The 13909-nt window shown below is 69.1% G+C and carries 14 protein-coding genes; 8 read left to right on the top strand and 6 right to left on the bottom strand.

Features of this window, described 5'->3' with window-relative positions:
• The first annotated feature begins 5 nt into the window (after window positions 1-5).
• The 8 genes from rnpA (at window position 6) to ACF1G2_RS23075 (ending at window position 6613) form a co-directional block, all read left to right on the top strand.
• Window positions 6-377, top strand: a complete 372-nt coding sequence (gene rnpA, locus ACF1G2_RS23110; protein ID WP_361670128.1) for a ribonuclease P protein component — start codon at window positions 6-8, stop codon at window positions 375-377.
• A complete protein-coding gene (yidD, locus tag ACF1G2_RS23105; protein WP_352187225.1) occupies window positions 374-700 on the top strand; it encodes a membrane protein insertion efficiency factor YidD in 327 nt (108 codons plus the stop codon). Before rnpA ends, yidD begins: the two co-directional genes overlap by 4 nt.
• Before the next feature lie 3 nt (window positions 701-703).
• The gene (gene yidC, locus ACF1G2_RS23100) at window positions 704-2005 is read left to right on the top strand and encodes a membrane protein insertase YidC (protein WP_391800053.1); all 1302 of its coding nucleotides are present in this window, start codon (window positions 704-706) and stop codon (window positions 2003-2005) included.
• 13 nt (window positions 2006-2018) lie between these two features.
• Complete coding sequence (locus ACF1G2_RS23095; protein ID WP_391800052.1) at window positions 2019-2531, top strand: protein jag; 513 nt, start codon at window positions 2019-2021, stop codon at window positions 2529-2531.
• A gap of 115 nt (window positions 2532-2646) precedes the next feature.
• Window positions 2647-3363 (top strand): 16S rRNA (guanine(527)-N(7))-methyltransferase RsmG, encoded by a 717-nt coding sequence (rsmG, locus tag ACF1G2_RS23090; protein WP_385852082.1) that lies wholly within the window; start codon window positions 2647-2649, stop codon window positions 3361-3363.
• A gap of 289 nt (window positions 3364-3652) precedes the next feature.
• Entirely contained in the window at window positions 3653-4729 is a 1077-nt protein-coding gene (locus ACF1G2_RS23085; RefSeq protein ID WP_391800223.1) for a ParA family protein, read from the top strand.
• A complete protein-coding gene (locus ACF1G2_RS23080; RefSeq protein ID WP_391800051.1) occupies window positions 4726-5832 on the top strand; it encodes a ParB/RepB/Spo0J family partition protein in 1107 nt (368 codons plus the stop codon). The genes ACF1G2_RS23085 and ACF1G2_RS23080 overlap by 4 nt, the downstream gene beginning before the upstream one ends.
• Before the next feature lie 163 nt (window positions 5833-5995).
• The gene (locus tag ACF1G2_RS23075; RefSeq protein ID WP_352187219.1) at window positions 5996-6613 is read left to right on the top strand and encodes a GNAT family N-acetyltransferase; all 618 of its coding nucleotides are present in this window, start codon (window positions 5996-5998) and stop codon (window positions 6611-6613) included.
• A 99-nt stretch (window positions 6614-6712) separates the two neighbouring features.
• Here ACF1G2_RS23075 and trxA read toward each other — a convergent pair whose 3' ends face one another.
• The 6 genes from trxA to murJ form a co-directional block, all read right to left on the bottom strand.
• Complete coding sequence (trxA, locus tag ACF1G2_RS23070) at window positions 6713-7048, bottom strand: thioredoxin (RefSeq protein WP_352187218.1); 336 nt, start codon at window positions 7046-7048, stop codon at window positions 6713-6715.
• A 47-nt stretch (window positions 7049-7095) separates the two neighbouring features.
• On the bottom strand, window positions 7096-8070 hold the full coding sequence (trxB, locus tag ACF1G2_RS23065) for a thioredoxin-disulfide reductase (protein WP_352187217.1): 975 nt from the start codon (window positions 8068-8070) through the stop codon (window positions 7096-7098).
• 127 nt (window positions 8071-8197) lie between these two features.
• The gene (locus ACF1G2_RS23060; RefSeq protein WP_391800050.1) at window positions 8198-9127 is read right to left on the bottom strand and encodes a hypothetical protein; all 930 of its coding nucleotides are present in this window, start codon (window positions 9125-9127) and stop codon (window positions 8198-8200) included.
• The gene (gene sigM, locus ACF1G2_RS23055) at window positions 9124-9828 is read right to left on the bottom strand and encodes an RNA polymerase sigma factor SigM (RefSeq protein WP_383294574.1); all 705 of its coding nucleotides are present in this window, start codon (window positions 9826-9828) and stop codon (window positions 9124-9126) included. The genes ACF1G2_RS23060 and sigM overlap by 4 nt, the downstream gene beginning before the upstream one ends.
• A gap of 25 nt (window positions 9829-9853) precedes the next feature.
• Window positions 9854-11563, bottom strand: a complete 1710-nt coding sequence (locus tag ACF1G2_RS23050) for a protein kinase family protein (protein WP_391800049.1) — start codon at window positions 11561-11563, stop codon at window positions 9854-9856.
• Between the two features lie 118 nt (window positions 11564-11681).
• Window positions 11682-13892: a murein biosynthesis integral membrane protein MurJ gene (murJ, locus tag ACF1G2_RS23045; RefSeq protein ID WP_391800048.1), complete on the bottom strand. Its 2211-nt coding sequence runs from the start codon at window positions 13890-13892 to the stop codon at window positions 11682-11684.
• Window positions 13893-13909: the final 17 nt, after the last annotated feature.

Below are 13909 nucleotides of genomic sequence, written 5' to 3'. Positions count from 1 at the left end.
ATGACGTGCTGCCTACCGAGAATCGGCTGAGGCGGCGCGAGGACTTCGCAACCGCGGTACGACGAGGGCGCCGGGCTGGTCGCCCGCTCCTCGTCGTCCACCTACGCAGCGGTGCAACGGACCCGCACGCGCCTGGGGAGAGCGCTCCCCCGACGCGTGCGGGTTTCGTCGTGAGCAAGGCCGTGGGCGGTGCCGTCGTACGCAACCAGGTGAAGCGACGCCTGCGCCATCTCGTCCGCGAACGACTGTCCGAGCTGCCCCCCGGTAGCCTGGTGGTCGTACGGGCGTTGCCCGGAGCCGGTGACGCCGATCACGCACAGCTGGCCCGAGACCTCGACGCCGCGCTTCAGCGGCTCCTCGGAGGGGGCGCGCGATGAAGTACCCGCTGCTGGCTCTCATCAAGCTGTACCAGTGGACGATCAGCCCCCTCCTGGGGCCCGTCTGCCGGTACTACCCGTCGTGTTCCCACTATGGATTCACGGCCATCGACCGGCATGGCGCGATCAAGGGCACTGCCCTGACCGCCTGGCGCATTCTGCGGTGCAATCCGTGGTCGCCCGGCGGCGTGGACCACGTACCCCCGCGCAAGCGTCCTCGCTGGCATGAACTGCTGCGAAACGCACTGCGTGGCGACAAGGGCGGGTCCCCCGCCGAGACGAGCCCGGCCGCAGAGACTTCGCCCAATGCTCAAGGAGCCTGATTAGTGGACACGATTGCCAATTTTTTCAGCTTCATCACCACACCTGTCTCATGGGTGATCGTCCAGTTCCACAAGCTGTACGGGGCGATCTTCGGCCCTGACACGGGCTGGGCCTGGGGCCTGTCGATCGTGTCCCTCGTGGTGCTGATCCGTATCTGCCTGATCCCGCTCTTCGTGAAGCAGATCAAGTCGACGCGGAACATGCAGGCGCTCCAGCCGAAGATGAAGGCGATCCAGGAGCGCTACAAGAGCGACAAGCAGCGTCAGTCCGAAGAGATGATGAAGCTGTACAAGGAGACGGGTACCAACCCGCTCTCCTCGTGCCTTCCCATCCTGGCGCAGTCGCCGTTCTTCTTCGCCCTGTACGCCGTGCTCTCGCACATCGCCGAGGGCAAGACGATCGGTGTCATCAACCAGTCGCTGCTGGACAGCGCCCGCCAGGCGCACATCTTCGGCGCTCCGCTGGCGTCCACCTTCACGGACAGCGCCGCCGAGGTCGCCGCTCTCGACGCCTCGCTGACCTCGGTCCGCATCGTCACCGCGGTCATGATCGTCATGATGTCGGCCTCGCAGTTCTACACGCAGCGCCAGCTGATGATGAAGAACGTCGACCTCTCGGTGAAGACCCCGTACATGCAGCAGCAGAAGATGCTCATGTACATCTTCCCGCTGATCTTCGCTGTCATGGGCATCAACTTCCCCGTCGGTGTCCTCGTCTACTGGCTGACCACCAACGTGTGGACCATGGGCCAGCAGATGTACGTGATCAACCAGAACCCCACCCCGGGCAGCAAGGCCCAGGACGCCTATCTCCAGCGACTGCTGAAGAGTGTCGGGGCGCATGGTGAGGTCCGCGGCCGTCGCCGGAAGAACGTGGTCAAGGCGATCGTGGCCAAGGGCAGCGACCGCAACGAGAACGAGCGCCGCTTCTTCGCGGGTCTCGCCAAGGCCGGCTTCGCCGCCCAGGCCGACGGCACCGTGATCAAGGGCGACGCCGTCGCCGCCGAGGTCGAGGGCGGGGCCGCGGCCAGGCGTCAGCAGCCCAAGCGTCAGACCAAGGCGCAGCGCCAGGCCGCGGCGCAGCACGCCCCGGCCAAGGACACCGAGGAGACCGCCGACTCCGGCGAGGTCGCCAAGGAGCCCACCACCTCGCTGGAGAAGAAGCCCCAGGACAAGGCCGAGGACTCGGCGCAGGGTGACAAGCCCACGCGGCCGAGCCGGGCCAACTCCGGCGGCTCCCGCCAGGGCAAGTCCGGTCAGCGCAAGGGCCAGCAGCGCCCGAAGCACCCGTCGTCCAAGAAGTAGAAGGAGACCATCCGTGACGGAAGGCACCACCTCCGCCGCCGCTGAGGGTGGCGACACCCTGACCCGCCTGGAGCAGGAGGGTGAGATCGCGGCCGACTACCTCGAAGGTCTGCTCGACATCGCCGACCTGGACGGCGACATCGACATGGACGTCGAGGCGGACCGGGCCGCGGTCTCGATCGTCAGTGACTCGAGCGCCCGTGACCTGCAGAAGCTCGTGGGCCGTGACGGCGAGGTGCTGGAGGCGCTCCAGGAACTGACCCGCCTGGCCGTGCACCGGGAGACCGGTGACCGGAGCCGGCTGATGCTCGACATCGCCGGGTTCCGTGCCCAGAAGCGTGCCGAGCTCGCCGAGATCGGTGCCAAGGCCGCGTCCGAGGTGAAGTCGACCGGTGCGCCGGTCAAGCTGGACCCGATGACCCCGTTCGAGCGCAAGGTCGTGCACGACGCGGTCGCCGCCGCCGGTCTGCGCAGCGAGTCCGAGGGCGAGGAGCCGCAGCGCTTCGTCGTCGTACTCCCTGCCTGACCCCCCTCGCAGTGTCGGCCCCGTCTGCTCGCAGGCGGGGCCGATCTTGTCAGCCTGATAGTCAGCCACCACAGTGCGCTCGCACCCACGGGTGCGGTGCGGAAGGACGGTTCCCGTGACGGAGGCAGCGGAGCTCCCCCCTGCGCCCGAACAGGCGCGGACGGTATTCGGCGAGTACTTCCCGGAGGCCGTCCGGTACGCGGAGCTCCTCGCGGATGCGGGCGTCAAGCGGGGCCTGATCGGCCCGCGTGAGGTTCCCCGTCTCTGGGAGCGGCACCTGCTGAACTGTGCCGTGCTCTCCGAGGTGGTGCCCGAGGGCGTCACCGTGTGCGATGTCGGCTCGGGGGCCGGGCTGCCGGGTATCCCGCTGGCGCTGGTACGTCCCGACCTGAAGATCACGCTCCTGGAGCCGCTGCTCCGGCGGACGAACTTCCTCCAGGAGGTCGTCGAGCTGCTGGGTCTGGACCATGTGACGGTGATGCGGGGCCGCGCCGAGGAGGTACTCGGCAACTTCTCTCCGGTGCACGTCGTGACGGCGCGCGCCGTGGCGCCGCTGGACCGGCTTGCCGGCTGGGGTGTCCCGCTGCTCCGTCCCTACGGCGAGATGCTGGCCCTCAAGGGCGACACCGCGGAGGAGGAGATCGACGGCGCTCGTGCCGCGCTCTCCAGGCTGGGTGTGGTGGGCACGTCCGTGCTTCAGGTCGGTGAGGGGATCGTGGACCCGCTGTCGACTGTCGTACGGGTGGAGGTCGGCGAGAGCCCGGGCGGTGTGAGATTCGCCGCGAAGCGGGCCAAGGCCGCCCGCCCGAGCAGGACCCGGCGCCGCCGCTGAGCCGTCAACGTGACGCATATGAGCCGTCAACGCTGCGCAACTGATCCGTACAAGCTGCCATACGTACGTATTTCGGAGTGTCGAACGGTCCTGGGTCGGCTGCACGTGCATCGTGTTTCACGTGAAACGTCGCTCACTGCTGCAGGGGATCATCAGCCGCGGCCGCGCGGCTGCCACGCCCCGGGACCGCAAACCCCTCGCGAAACCACTCGCGAGGGGGACGGGATTGTCCACAGAGGTGGATTCATCCACAGAACCACGGGCCTCGCTGGTTCACGACCCCGAAAGCATGGCAGGCTCTGTTCATCGCGAGCCTGAAGCCGAGGAGAGTGAATCCTTGCGGTCCGACGCCAACATCGCGGGACCGATGACCGATCCGGTCCCCGGTCCCCGAACCGAATCGGCGGGGGAGGATGTTTCACGTGAAACACCGCCCCCGATGGACGACACCCCCATCGGTCGTGCTGCCCAATTGGCAGTAGAGGCGCTGGGTCGTGCCGGCGAGGGTCTTCCCCGGCCTGCCCAGACCCGCGTGATGGTGGTGGCCAACCAGAAGGGCGGAGTGGGCAAGACGACCACGACGGTCAATCTTGCTGCTTCCCTGGCGCTGCACGGTGCCCGTGTGCTGGTCATCGACCTGGACCCCCAGGGCAATGCCTCGACAGCCCTCGGTATCGATCACCACGCCGACGTGCCCTCGATCTACGACGTCCTCGTGGAGAGCAAGCCGCTCTCCGACGTGGTGCAGCCGGTGCGGGATGTCGAGGGCCTCTTCTGTGCCCCCGCCACCATCGATCTCGCCGGTGCAGAGATCGAGCTTGTGTCGCTGGTGGCACGGGAGAGCCGGCTGCAGCGGGCCATCCAGGCGTACGAGCAGCCGCTGGACTACATCCTCATCGACTGCCCGCCCTCGCTCGGCCTGCTCACGGTCAACGCCCTGGTGGCCGGCGCCGAGGTGCTGATCCCGATCCAGTGTGAGTACTACGCACTGGAGGGCCTGGGCCAGCTCCTGCGGAACGTGGACCTGGTGCGTGGGCACCTCAACCCCACGCTGCATGTCTCGACGATCCTGCTCACCATGTATGACGGCCGGACGAGGCTCGCCTCGCAGGTCGCCGACGAGGTCCGCAGTCACTTCGGCGAGGAGGTGCTCCGGACCAGCATCCCGAGGTCCGTCCGCATCTCGGAGGCACCGAGCTACGGACAGACCGTCCTCACCTACGACCCGGGCTCCAGCGGCTCGCTGTCGTATCTCGAGGCGGCCCGTGAGATCGCGATGCGGGGCGTCGGTATTCACTACGACCCGCAGCACGGCCACATGGGTCACCAGAACAGCCAGCACAGCATGTCGGAGGGGATCCAGTGAGTGAGCGACGTAGAGGGCTGGGGCGTGGGCTCGGTGCGCTGATCCCCGCTGCTCCCCAGGAGCGGCAGGTACCGGCAGCCGGCGGGGCGGCGGGATCCGCCTCTCCCGTGGCCGTTTCGGGCCTCGCCTCCGAGCGTGGGGTGGCAGCCGCGAAGGTGGCGACGCTGCCGCAGAGCCCGCAATCCCCAGACAGCGTGGTCCCGGTCGTCGAGGCGCCCGTGGTCGTGGAGCCGGAGGCTCCCGCTGGTGCGCACTTCGCCGAGCTGCCGTTGGACTTCATCACGCCCAACCCGAAGCAGCCGCGTGAGGTGTTCGACGAGGACGCTCTCGCGGAGCTGGTCACCTCCATCAAGGAGGTCGGCCTGCTGCAGCCCGTCGTCGTACGGCAGCTGGGTGCCGAGCGCTACGAACTGATCATGGGTGAGCGCCGTTGGAGGGCGTGCCGTGAGGCAGGCCTGGAGCGTATCCCTGCGATCGTCCGGGCGACGGAGGACGAGAAGCTTCTCCTGGACGCGCTCCTGGAGAACCTTCACCGGGCGCAGTTGAACCCGCTGGAAGAGGCCGCCGCCTACGACCAGCTGCTGAAGGACTTCAACTGCACTCATGACCAGCTGGCCGACCGGATCGGGCGCTCGCGTCCGCAGGTCTCCAACACGCTGCGTCTGCTGCGGCTTTCCCCTCCGGTCCAGCGTCGCGTCGCCGCGGGTGTGCTCTCCGCCGGCCACGCCCGCGCGCTGCTCTCCGTGGAGGACCCGGAGACGCAGGACAAGCTGGCGTATCGGATCGTGGCCGAGGGGCTCTCGGTGCGTGCGGTCGAGGAGATTGTGACGCTGATGGGCTCCGAGCCCACCTCCACGACCAAGCCCAAGGGTCCCAGGGCCGGGGCGCGTGTCTCTCCGGCGCTGACGGGTCTGGCCTCGCGGCTCTCGGATCGCTTCGAGACACGGGTGAAGGTCGATCTGGGTCAGAAGAAGGGCAAGATCGTCGTCGAGTTCGCCTCGATGGAGGATCTGGACCGGATCCTCTCGACTCTGGCGCCCGGCGAGGGGCGCGTCATGGATCAGGGGAGCTCCGAGCAGAGCGACGACGACGTCGAGGGCTGACCTCAGCAACTGCCTCCGCGACTCAGGGCGGGCCGTGATCCGGTGAAAGCCGGAACGCGGTCCGCCCTTTGCCTGCGAGCGGTATCGCCCTGAACGCCCCATCGATACGATTCTGGGAGGGCGTATCCGTACTGCGAAGGCCGTGGGAAGCGAGGGAACAGCCGTGGGGCGTCGGCTCGTACCGCTCACTCTGGACAACCTTCCTGACCTCCCCAAGCGATGCCGCTCCTGCGTCTTCTGGGAGCTGGACCCGGTGAGCGGGGAAGCGGCGGTGAAGGCGGGCCGACCGGAGCTGGAGAAGGAGGCCTGGATCTCGGCTGTGCTCCTGGAGTGGGGATCCTGCGGTCGCGTGGTCTACGTCGACGAGGTGCCCGTCGGCTTCGTTCTGTACGCGCCGCCCGCGTACGTGCCGCGCTCCATGGCCTTCCCCACGAGCCCGGTCTCCGCAGATTCCGTCCAGTTGATGACTGCCTGGATCATGCCGGGGTATCAGGGGCAGGGGCTCGGCCGGATGATGGTGCAGACCGTTGCCAAGGATCTGTTGCGCCGGGGCTTCAAGGCGATCGAGGCCTTCGGGGATGCACGCTGGAAGGAGCCGGCCTGTGTGCTCCCCACTGACCACCTCACGGCGGTGGGCTTCAAGACCGTACGGCCCCACCCGACGTATCCGCGCCTGAGGTTGGAGCTGAGGACGACGCTGTCGTGGAAGGAAGACGTGGAGCTGGCCCTGGACCGGCTCCTGGGCGCCGTCCAGAAGGAACCGGCGCTGCGGCCGCTCTGACCGAGCACGTCCGCTCCGATCGTCTCCCTGCGCCCCTCACGAGGACGGCCCGCCTCCCTGAGGAGGCGGGCCGTCGGTGTTTCACGTGAAACAGGGGTGTCAGGCAGTGGCCTCGACGAAGCCCTCGAGGTCGCGGAGGAGCGCGGCCTTCGGCTTGGCGCCGACGATCGTCTTCACGACCTCGCCGCCCTGGTACACGTTGAGCGTCGGAATGGACATGACGCCGTACTTGGCGGCAGTGGCCGGGTTCTGGTCGATGTTGAGCTTCACGATCTCGATCTCGCCGTGCTCAGCGGCGATGGCCTCCAGCGACGGGGCGATCTGGCGGCACGGGCCGCACCACTCGGCCCAGAAGTCCACCAGGACAGGCTTGTCGCTCTTGAGGACGACCTCGTCGAAGTCGGCGTCGGTCACGTTCTTCAGGGTGCCGGCCACGGCAACCTCCCTTTAACTTTGCGGGGTGTGAGTGGTGAAGATGGGGGTCAGACCGCGGGGGTCTCGGCGAGCTTCTCGCTCTTCTCGCTGTCGGCGAGGGCGGCGAGGAAGCGTTCGGCGTCGAGTGCCGCGGAGCAGCCGGTGCCCGCAGCGGTGATCGCCTGACGGTAGGTGTGGTCGACGACGTCGCCGGCGCCGAAGACACCGGCGAGGTTGGTCCGGGTCGAGGGGGCGTCCACCTTGAGGTAGCCCTCCTCGTCCAGCTCCAGCTGGCCCTTGAAGAGCTCGGTGCGCGGGTCGTGGCCCACGGCGATGAACAGACCGGTAGCGGCCAGCTCGGTGGTCTCGCCCGTCTTGGTGTTGCGGAGCGTCAGGCCGGAGAGCTTCTGGTCTCCGTGGATCTCGGCCACCTCGCTGTCCCAGGCGAACTTGATCTTCGGGTCGGCGAAGGCACGCTCCTGCATGGCCTTGGAGGCGCGGAGGGAGTCACGGCGGTGGACGATTGTCACGGACTTGGCGAAGCGCGAGAGGAAGGTGGCCTCCTCCATCGCGGTGTCACCGCCGCCGACGACGGCGATGTCCTGGTCCCTGAAGAAGAACCCGTCGCAGGTGGCGCACCAGGAGACTCCGCGGCCGGAGAGCTCGTCCTCCTTGGGGAGACCGAGCTTGCGGTGCTGGGAGCCGGTGGTGACGATGACGGCCTTGGCGCGGTGCACGGTGCCGGCGGTGTCCGTGACGGTCTTGATCTCGCCCGTCAGGTCCACGGCCACGATGTCGTCGGGCACCAGCTCGGCGCCGAAGCGCTCGGCCTGGGCGCGCATGTTGTCCATCAGGTCCGGGCCCATGATGCCGTCACGGAAGCCGGGGAAGTTCTCCACGTCGGTCGTGTTCATCAGAGCGCCACCGGCGGTGACAGCCCCCTCGAAGACCAGCGGCTTCAGCGACGCACGCGCCGTGTAGAGCGCAGCGGTGTAACCCGCGGGCCCGGAGCCGATGATGATCACGTTACGGACGTCGCTCACGGGTTTCTTCCTCGTCTCTGCAGACTGCCTACTGCCTACGGGGCGGTCGTATCGGTGACTCTCACCCCACCCAACGGATCCTACGGGGCAAGCATTCCCGAGAATGCCGCACGGCACGGCTGAGGAGTCAGGAGCGAGGGTAGGTCTGCGTCGACAGAATCTCAGCCTTGGCCGGTCCCGCGTTCTCGGCGCACGAGGCATCCAGGACGTACGCCTGCACATGGCTGCCCGCGGTGCCCTCGGGCAGGACGAGGAGATAGGCAGGGGTTCCCTGGTAGTCGCCCCTCTGGAAGGCGAGCACGGTGTCGGTACGACCGGTGCCGGCCTTGACGCAGTCGGGCAGGGGCTCGTCCGTCCCCCGCTTGGGGGTGTTGCCGCCCTCGGCGCTGAGTGATTCCGGGCTGGTCTTGGGGGCCCTGACATTTTCCCCCTGGAGCAGCTCCTGGACCTGGACTTCCACCGGCCGGTCGTTGAACCGGCCGTCGCCGATACTGCTCGCGGCGGTGGAGGTCTTTTTGTCGGCCGACTCACCGCCGGTCAGCGACTGCATGCCTCCCTGGGTGAGGAAGAGCGTCATGCCGAGCGCGGCTGCGCCGAAGACCGCGCCCAGAGCGGCGGCGCGGCGGCGACGGGCCTTGGAGCGACCAGGGCCTGTCGCGGCGCGGCCGGCGGTGGCACGGGGGTGTCCGGCCGGCCGATCCGGGGCCGGGGCAGACGCAGCCGTGGAGGGCCGCGCGTCGGGCTGATCGCTCGCTGTTTCACGTGAAACATGCGTGCCGGTCTCGGGGGTGGTCGCGTTGAGCAATGCTTCGGCGGCCAGGGCCGCGTCGATACGGCCCGCGATGTCGGCGGGCATGCGGGGCGGGCCGGGCAGGGTGCCGAGCAGACCGCGGATCTCCTCCAGGGAGGCCTGTACGTCCGCGCAGAGCGAGCAGCCCTCGATATGCCGACGCACCTCTGCCGTACGGGACGGCGAGAGCAGCCCTTCGGTCAGGTCGGAGATCTCCGAAACGTCCGGGTGCTGTGCTGTGTCGGCCCTGCCGGTCGTGGAAGTCACGCGCGCCCACCTCCGCCCTTCACAGCAGCCGGCCCGCTCGGTCCGGTATCCGATGGCCCCGACACCGGTGGGACGGATGTCCCCGGCGTCCGGTTCCTTCCCCGGTCGGGGCCTTCGTTACCCACGGTGTCGGCGCGCAGATGGCTGAGCATGGGCAGCAGCCGGGCGCGCCCGCGCGAACAGCGGCTCTTCACCGTTCCGGTGGGGACGTCCAGGATGCGGGCGGCTTCCGCCACTGGGTAGCCCTGCATGTCCACGAGGACGAGAGCGGCCCGCTGGTCTGCGGGGAGAGTGGCGAGCGCTGCCACCAGTTCACGGTGGAGGTCCTGGCGCTCGGCGGGGGCCTCGGCAGACTCGGCGGGTTCGAGGAGCTGCTCGAACCGTGCGGTGTCGTCCATGGGCGAGGTCCTGCGGGATGCGGCCTTACGGACTCGGTCGAGACAGGCGTTCACGGTGATGCGGTGGAGCCAGGTCGTGACGGCTGACTGGCCGCGGAAGGTGTGGGCGGCCCGGAAGGCGGACACCAGGGCGTCCTGGAGGGCGTCAGCGGCCTCCTCGCGGTCGCCCAGCGTCCGCAGCGCCACAGCCCAGAGTCGATCGCGGTGGCGCCGCACAAGCTCACCGAAGGCGTCGGGGTCGCCGGCGACATGGCGCGCCAGGAGTTCCTGGTCGCTGGTGTCGCCGCCTATGGCCTGTTCCAATGGTGAGCCCCCTCTCCCGATGCCGTCAGCTGGTGATCTTGATATCCGTGATCTTGCCGCGGTAGCCGCCGCCGCTGCTGGGCAGGTCGGTCAGCCAGACGAGAAGGTAGCGCGTCTTCACGGGCTTGTCGGCCGCGAGTGCGACCTGCGTACCCGAGCCCGAATCGACGGTCGTGAAGCCTTCGGGTGCCGCCGGCTGGGACGTGGCGTTCTCGGGTGCGGCCCGCAACTGGACGGCGGTCGTGCCCTGGAAGGTGACGTCGGCCTTGGAGACCTGCTGGACCGTGCCGAGGTCCAGTACGAGGCCCACGCCTTCCTTGAGCCTGCCGAAGTTCGAGTACCCGTAGTAGATGGACGTCTGCCAGGACGTGGAGGGGTTGCCGTCGAAGGCGTTCCTTATCTCCGACGGGGTCTCGGCGCCGTCGCCCTGGGGGTCGAAGTCCTGGGCTCCGGCGATCGTGACCGGCTTGCCCGTCTCGGGCTCCTTCTCATCGTTGTCGTTGTTCTGCGGCTGGGTGGTCTGCGGGGTCTCCTTGTTCCTGTCCTGGTCGAGGAGACGGTCCGCGATCTGCCAGCTGCCGAGCCCGAGGGCGGCGATGAGCAGCGCCGACACAACCCACTTCAGTACCCGGCCGGTGGGGCTCTCCAGCGGGGCGGGAGGCGCGATCACGGGCTGGGTCGGCGGGACGCCCGGTCGGGGCTGCGGGCGGCCGTAGGTGCCCTGCTGGTAGGTCGTGCGCTGGTAGTCGGGCGGCGAGGGGAACTCGGGCTCCGGCGGACGGATGCGGGGCATCGCCGCGACGGCCTTGGCGAGCTCGTCCGGAGTGGTGCAGGGCGGCTCCTGGCGCGAGGCGGTGGCCCCGTCGTTGGCCAGGGCGCGCATCGCGATCTCGGAGAGACCGCGGTGGACCCCTGCCCGCACCTGGTCGGGAGGGAGCAGGCCGACACCCTTGGGCAGCCCGGAGAGGCCGTAGGCGTCGCTGTCGTACGGCCAGCGCTGGGTCAGCGCCGCATAGAGCAGGGCGCCGATGGCCTCGGTGTCGGTGCGCTGGGGGCGATCGGCGCTGATGCCCCGCAGCGCGGCGTTCACGGCCAGGCCGCGGATCCGGTACTGACCCGTGGAGCTGCGCAGTACGGCGCTGGGCGTGAGGCGCAGGTGCGCCAGGCCTTCGCGGTGCGCGGCGGCCATGGCCTGCGAGACCTGGCTGACGAGCTGGTAGGCGTCGTGCGGCTCCAGCGGGCCGGCTGCGAGCAGCGCCGTCAGCTCGGTGGAGTCGGGAAGCCACTCGTGCACGACGTACACGAGGTCGTTCTCCTCGACGGCGTCGAGGACCTGGACGAAGCGGGGGTCTCCGAGGAGCGCCGAGGAACGGGCCGCCGCGAGGACCGAACGGGCCCGTGGGTGGTCGGCCGGCAACAGATGTACTCCGACGGCACGCCGAAGTTTCTCGTCGACGGCACGCCAACTGCTGAAACCGTCCAGACGAGTGACGCACTCCTCCAGTCGGTACCGCCTGGCCAACTTGTGGCCGCTGTGCAGCTCGGGAGTCTCGATGGAGGGCTGTTCGCCGTTCTGCCGCTGAGCGGCGTCGTCCTCTACGACCTCGGCGGACTTCTCCACCGTGTCCTGCGCTTCCGCCACCCCGTCGGTCGCGGCCTTCTCCGCCTTGGCGGTCAGCGGGTCGTCACCGCTGTTGTCGGCCACGTCGACGGCAGCCGTGCTACGTTCCGCCACCGTCGTTCCTGCCTCCCCATCCGTTGCGCCACATCCAACAGCCATGCCAATTGTGCCCACAGTCGGCTGCTATGCACGACACGCGGCAACCGACGATGGTTGTGCGGCAGCTGTCTTCCTATCGTCCCAGGCGTCCACGGACCATACCGACCATGGAGTTCAGCTCCGCGATCCGCATGCGCTTGGCGGCCACGAAGAAGACGCCGAGCAGGACCGCGCCGCCGACGACGAGGGCCACGAGCGAGCCGAGAGCGCCCTCGCCGAGAAGCTTCAACAGGCCGAAACCGACGGCGCCTGCCACGACCGCGGCGGGCAGCGAGGCCAGGCAGAGGCGGGCGTAGGTCCGCATGATGTGGGCGCCGTCCAGGTCGCCGCCCAGCCGGTTGCGCAGCCGCCGCCAGGCGACGCCGACACCGACGGCGTAGGCGAGCCCGTAGGAGGCGGCCATGCCGACGACGGCCCACTGGGCGGGGAGCACGAAGTAACAGGCAGCCGAGGCGGCCGCGTTGACGGCGGCGACGATGACCGTGTTGTAGAACGGCGTCCGGGTGTCCTCGTAGGCGTAGAAGCCGCGCAGGACGACGTACTGGACCGAGTACGGGATGAGGCCGAGGCCGAAGGCCATCAGGATGAATCCCATGCCCTGGGCGGCCTGGACGCCGCTGGAGGCATAGAGCAGGGTGCACATCGGGACGCCGAGCGCCAGGAAGGCGAAGGCGACCGGGACGATCGCGACGGCGGAGTTCCGCAGGCCCTGCGAGATGTCGTCGCGGACCGCGCCGGGGTCGTCGTCGTGAGCGGCGCGGGAGATGCGAGGCAGCAGGGCGGCCATGACCGAGACGGTGATGATGGCCTGCGGCATGCCCCAGATCAACTGGGCGTTGGAGTACGCGAGGAAGCCCGCGCCGTTCTTGCCGGACTCCTCGCCCGCCGCCGTGGCGAGCTGGGTCACGACGAGCACGCCGGCCTGGTTGGCGAGGACGAACAGCACGGTCCACTTGGCGAGCTTGACGGTCTTGCCGAGGCCGTGGCCCTTCCAGTCGAAGCGGGGGCGGAAGCGGAAGCCCGTCTCGCGGAGGTACGGGATCATCGCCAACGCCTGGACGACGAGGCCGAGGAGGGTGCCGATGCCGAGCAGACGGATGCCGTCGTCGGGGATCGTCTGCACGCCCATCTGGGATTCGGCGGAGGTGCCGTAGACCCAGATGAACAGCCCGAACGTGACGATCATGACGATGTTGTTGAGGACCGGGGTCCACATCATCGCGCCGAACTTGCCCCGCGCGTTGAGGATCTGACCCATCACCACATGCACACCCATGAAGAAGATCGTGGGCAGGCAGTAGCGGGCGAAGGTCACGGCGACGCTGTTGGCAGCGGCATCGTCGGCGATCGTGTTCGACATCAGCCGGATCAGGAGCGGGGCGGCGAAGACGGCGATGACCACGATGGCGCCGAGCGCCACCATGACCAGGGTCAGCAGCCGGTTGGCGTAGGCCTCGCCGCCGTCCTCGTCGTTCTTCATCGAGCGGACGAGCTGCGGCACGAAGACCGAGTTGAGGCCGCCGCCGACGGTGAGGATGTAGATCATCGTCGGCAGGGTGTACGCGATGGTGAAGGTGTCACCGAGCAGGGCGGCGCCGAGCGCTCCGGTGATCACCAGGCTGCGGACGAAGCCGGTGAGCCGGGAGACCAGGGTGCCGGCCGCCATCACCGCACTGGACTTCAGGAGGCCGGAGGCGCGGCCGGACTTCTTCGGTGCGGGAGCGGGCATCGGATTCGGCTCCGGGGCGGGCGGGGGCACCTGGCCGGGCGTCTGCTGATCCCGGTACAGGTGGGCGAAGGCGTCCGGCTCGGGCTGCTCGTCGCCGGCCCGCGTCACGAGATCGTCCACCCCGGTGAACTGGACGGTGCGGGCGTCGTCGCCGTACGGCAGATGCCGCGAGGGGCCGTCCGGCTCGGGCGCAGGGGTCTGCGCCCATACCCGGGGGTCAGGGGCGTGCTGCGGGGCCGCGGGCTGCTGGTAGAGCGGCTGAGGCTCCTGGTACGTGCCCGGCGGGGGCGGCGGGTGCGCGGCGCGGTCGTAGAGCGCCTCGGTCACCGGGTCCTGCGCGGACAGGTCCCGTGCCTGGTACGGGTCGTGGGCGTACGCGTCCTGGACGTAGGGGTCCTGAGCGTACTGGTTCTGGGCGTACGGGTCCGAGGCGGGCTGCTGCTGCGACGGAGGGCCCGGCGGCCGGCCGGGTCCCGGGGTCGCCGCGGGCGTTCCACCGGACGGCTCGGTGCCGCCCACGCCCTGGCCGCGGTCACCGTCGTACGGCGCGTTCATGGTTACCCCACCTCATC

This window comes from Streptomyces sp. NPDC013457 (genome assembly GCF_043089925.1).
GTDB lineage: Bacteria > Actinomycetota > Actinomycetes > Streptomycetales > Streptomycetaceae > Streptomyces.
The sequence above is the reverse complement of the archived record's forward strand: the minus strand, read 5'-3'. Positions and strand labels throughout refer to the sequence as shown.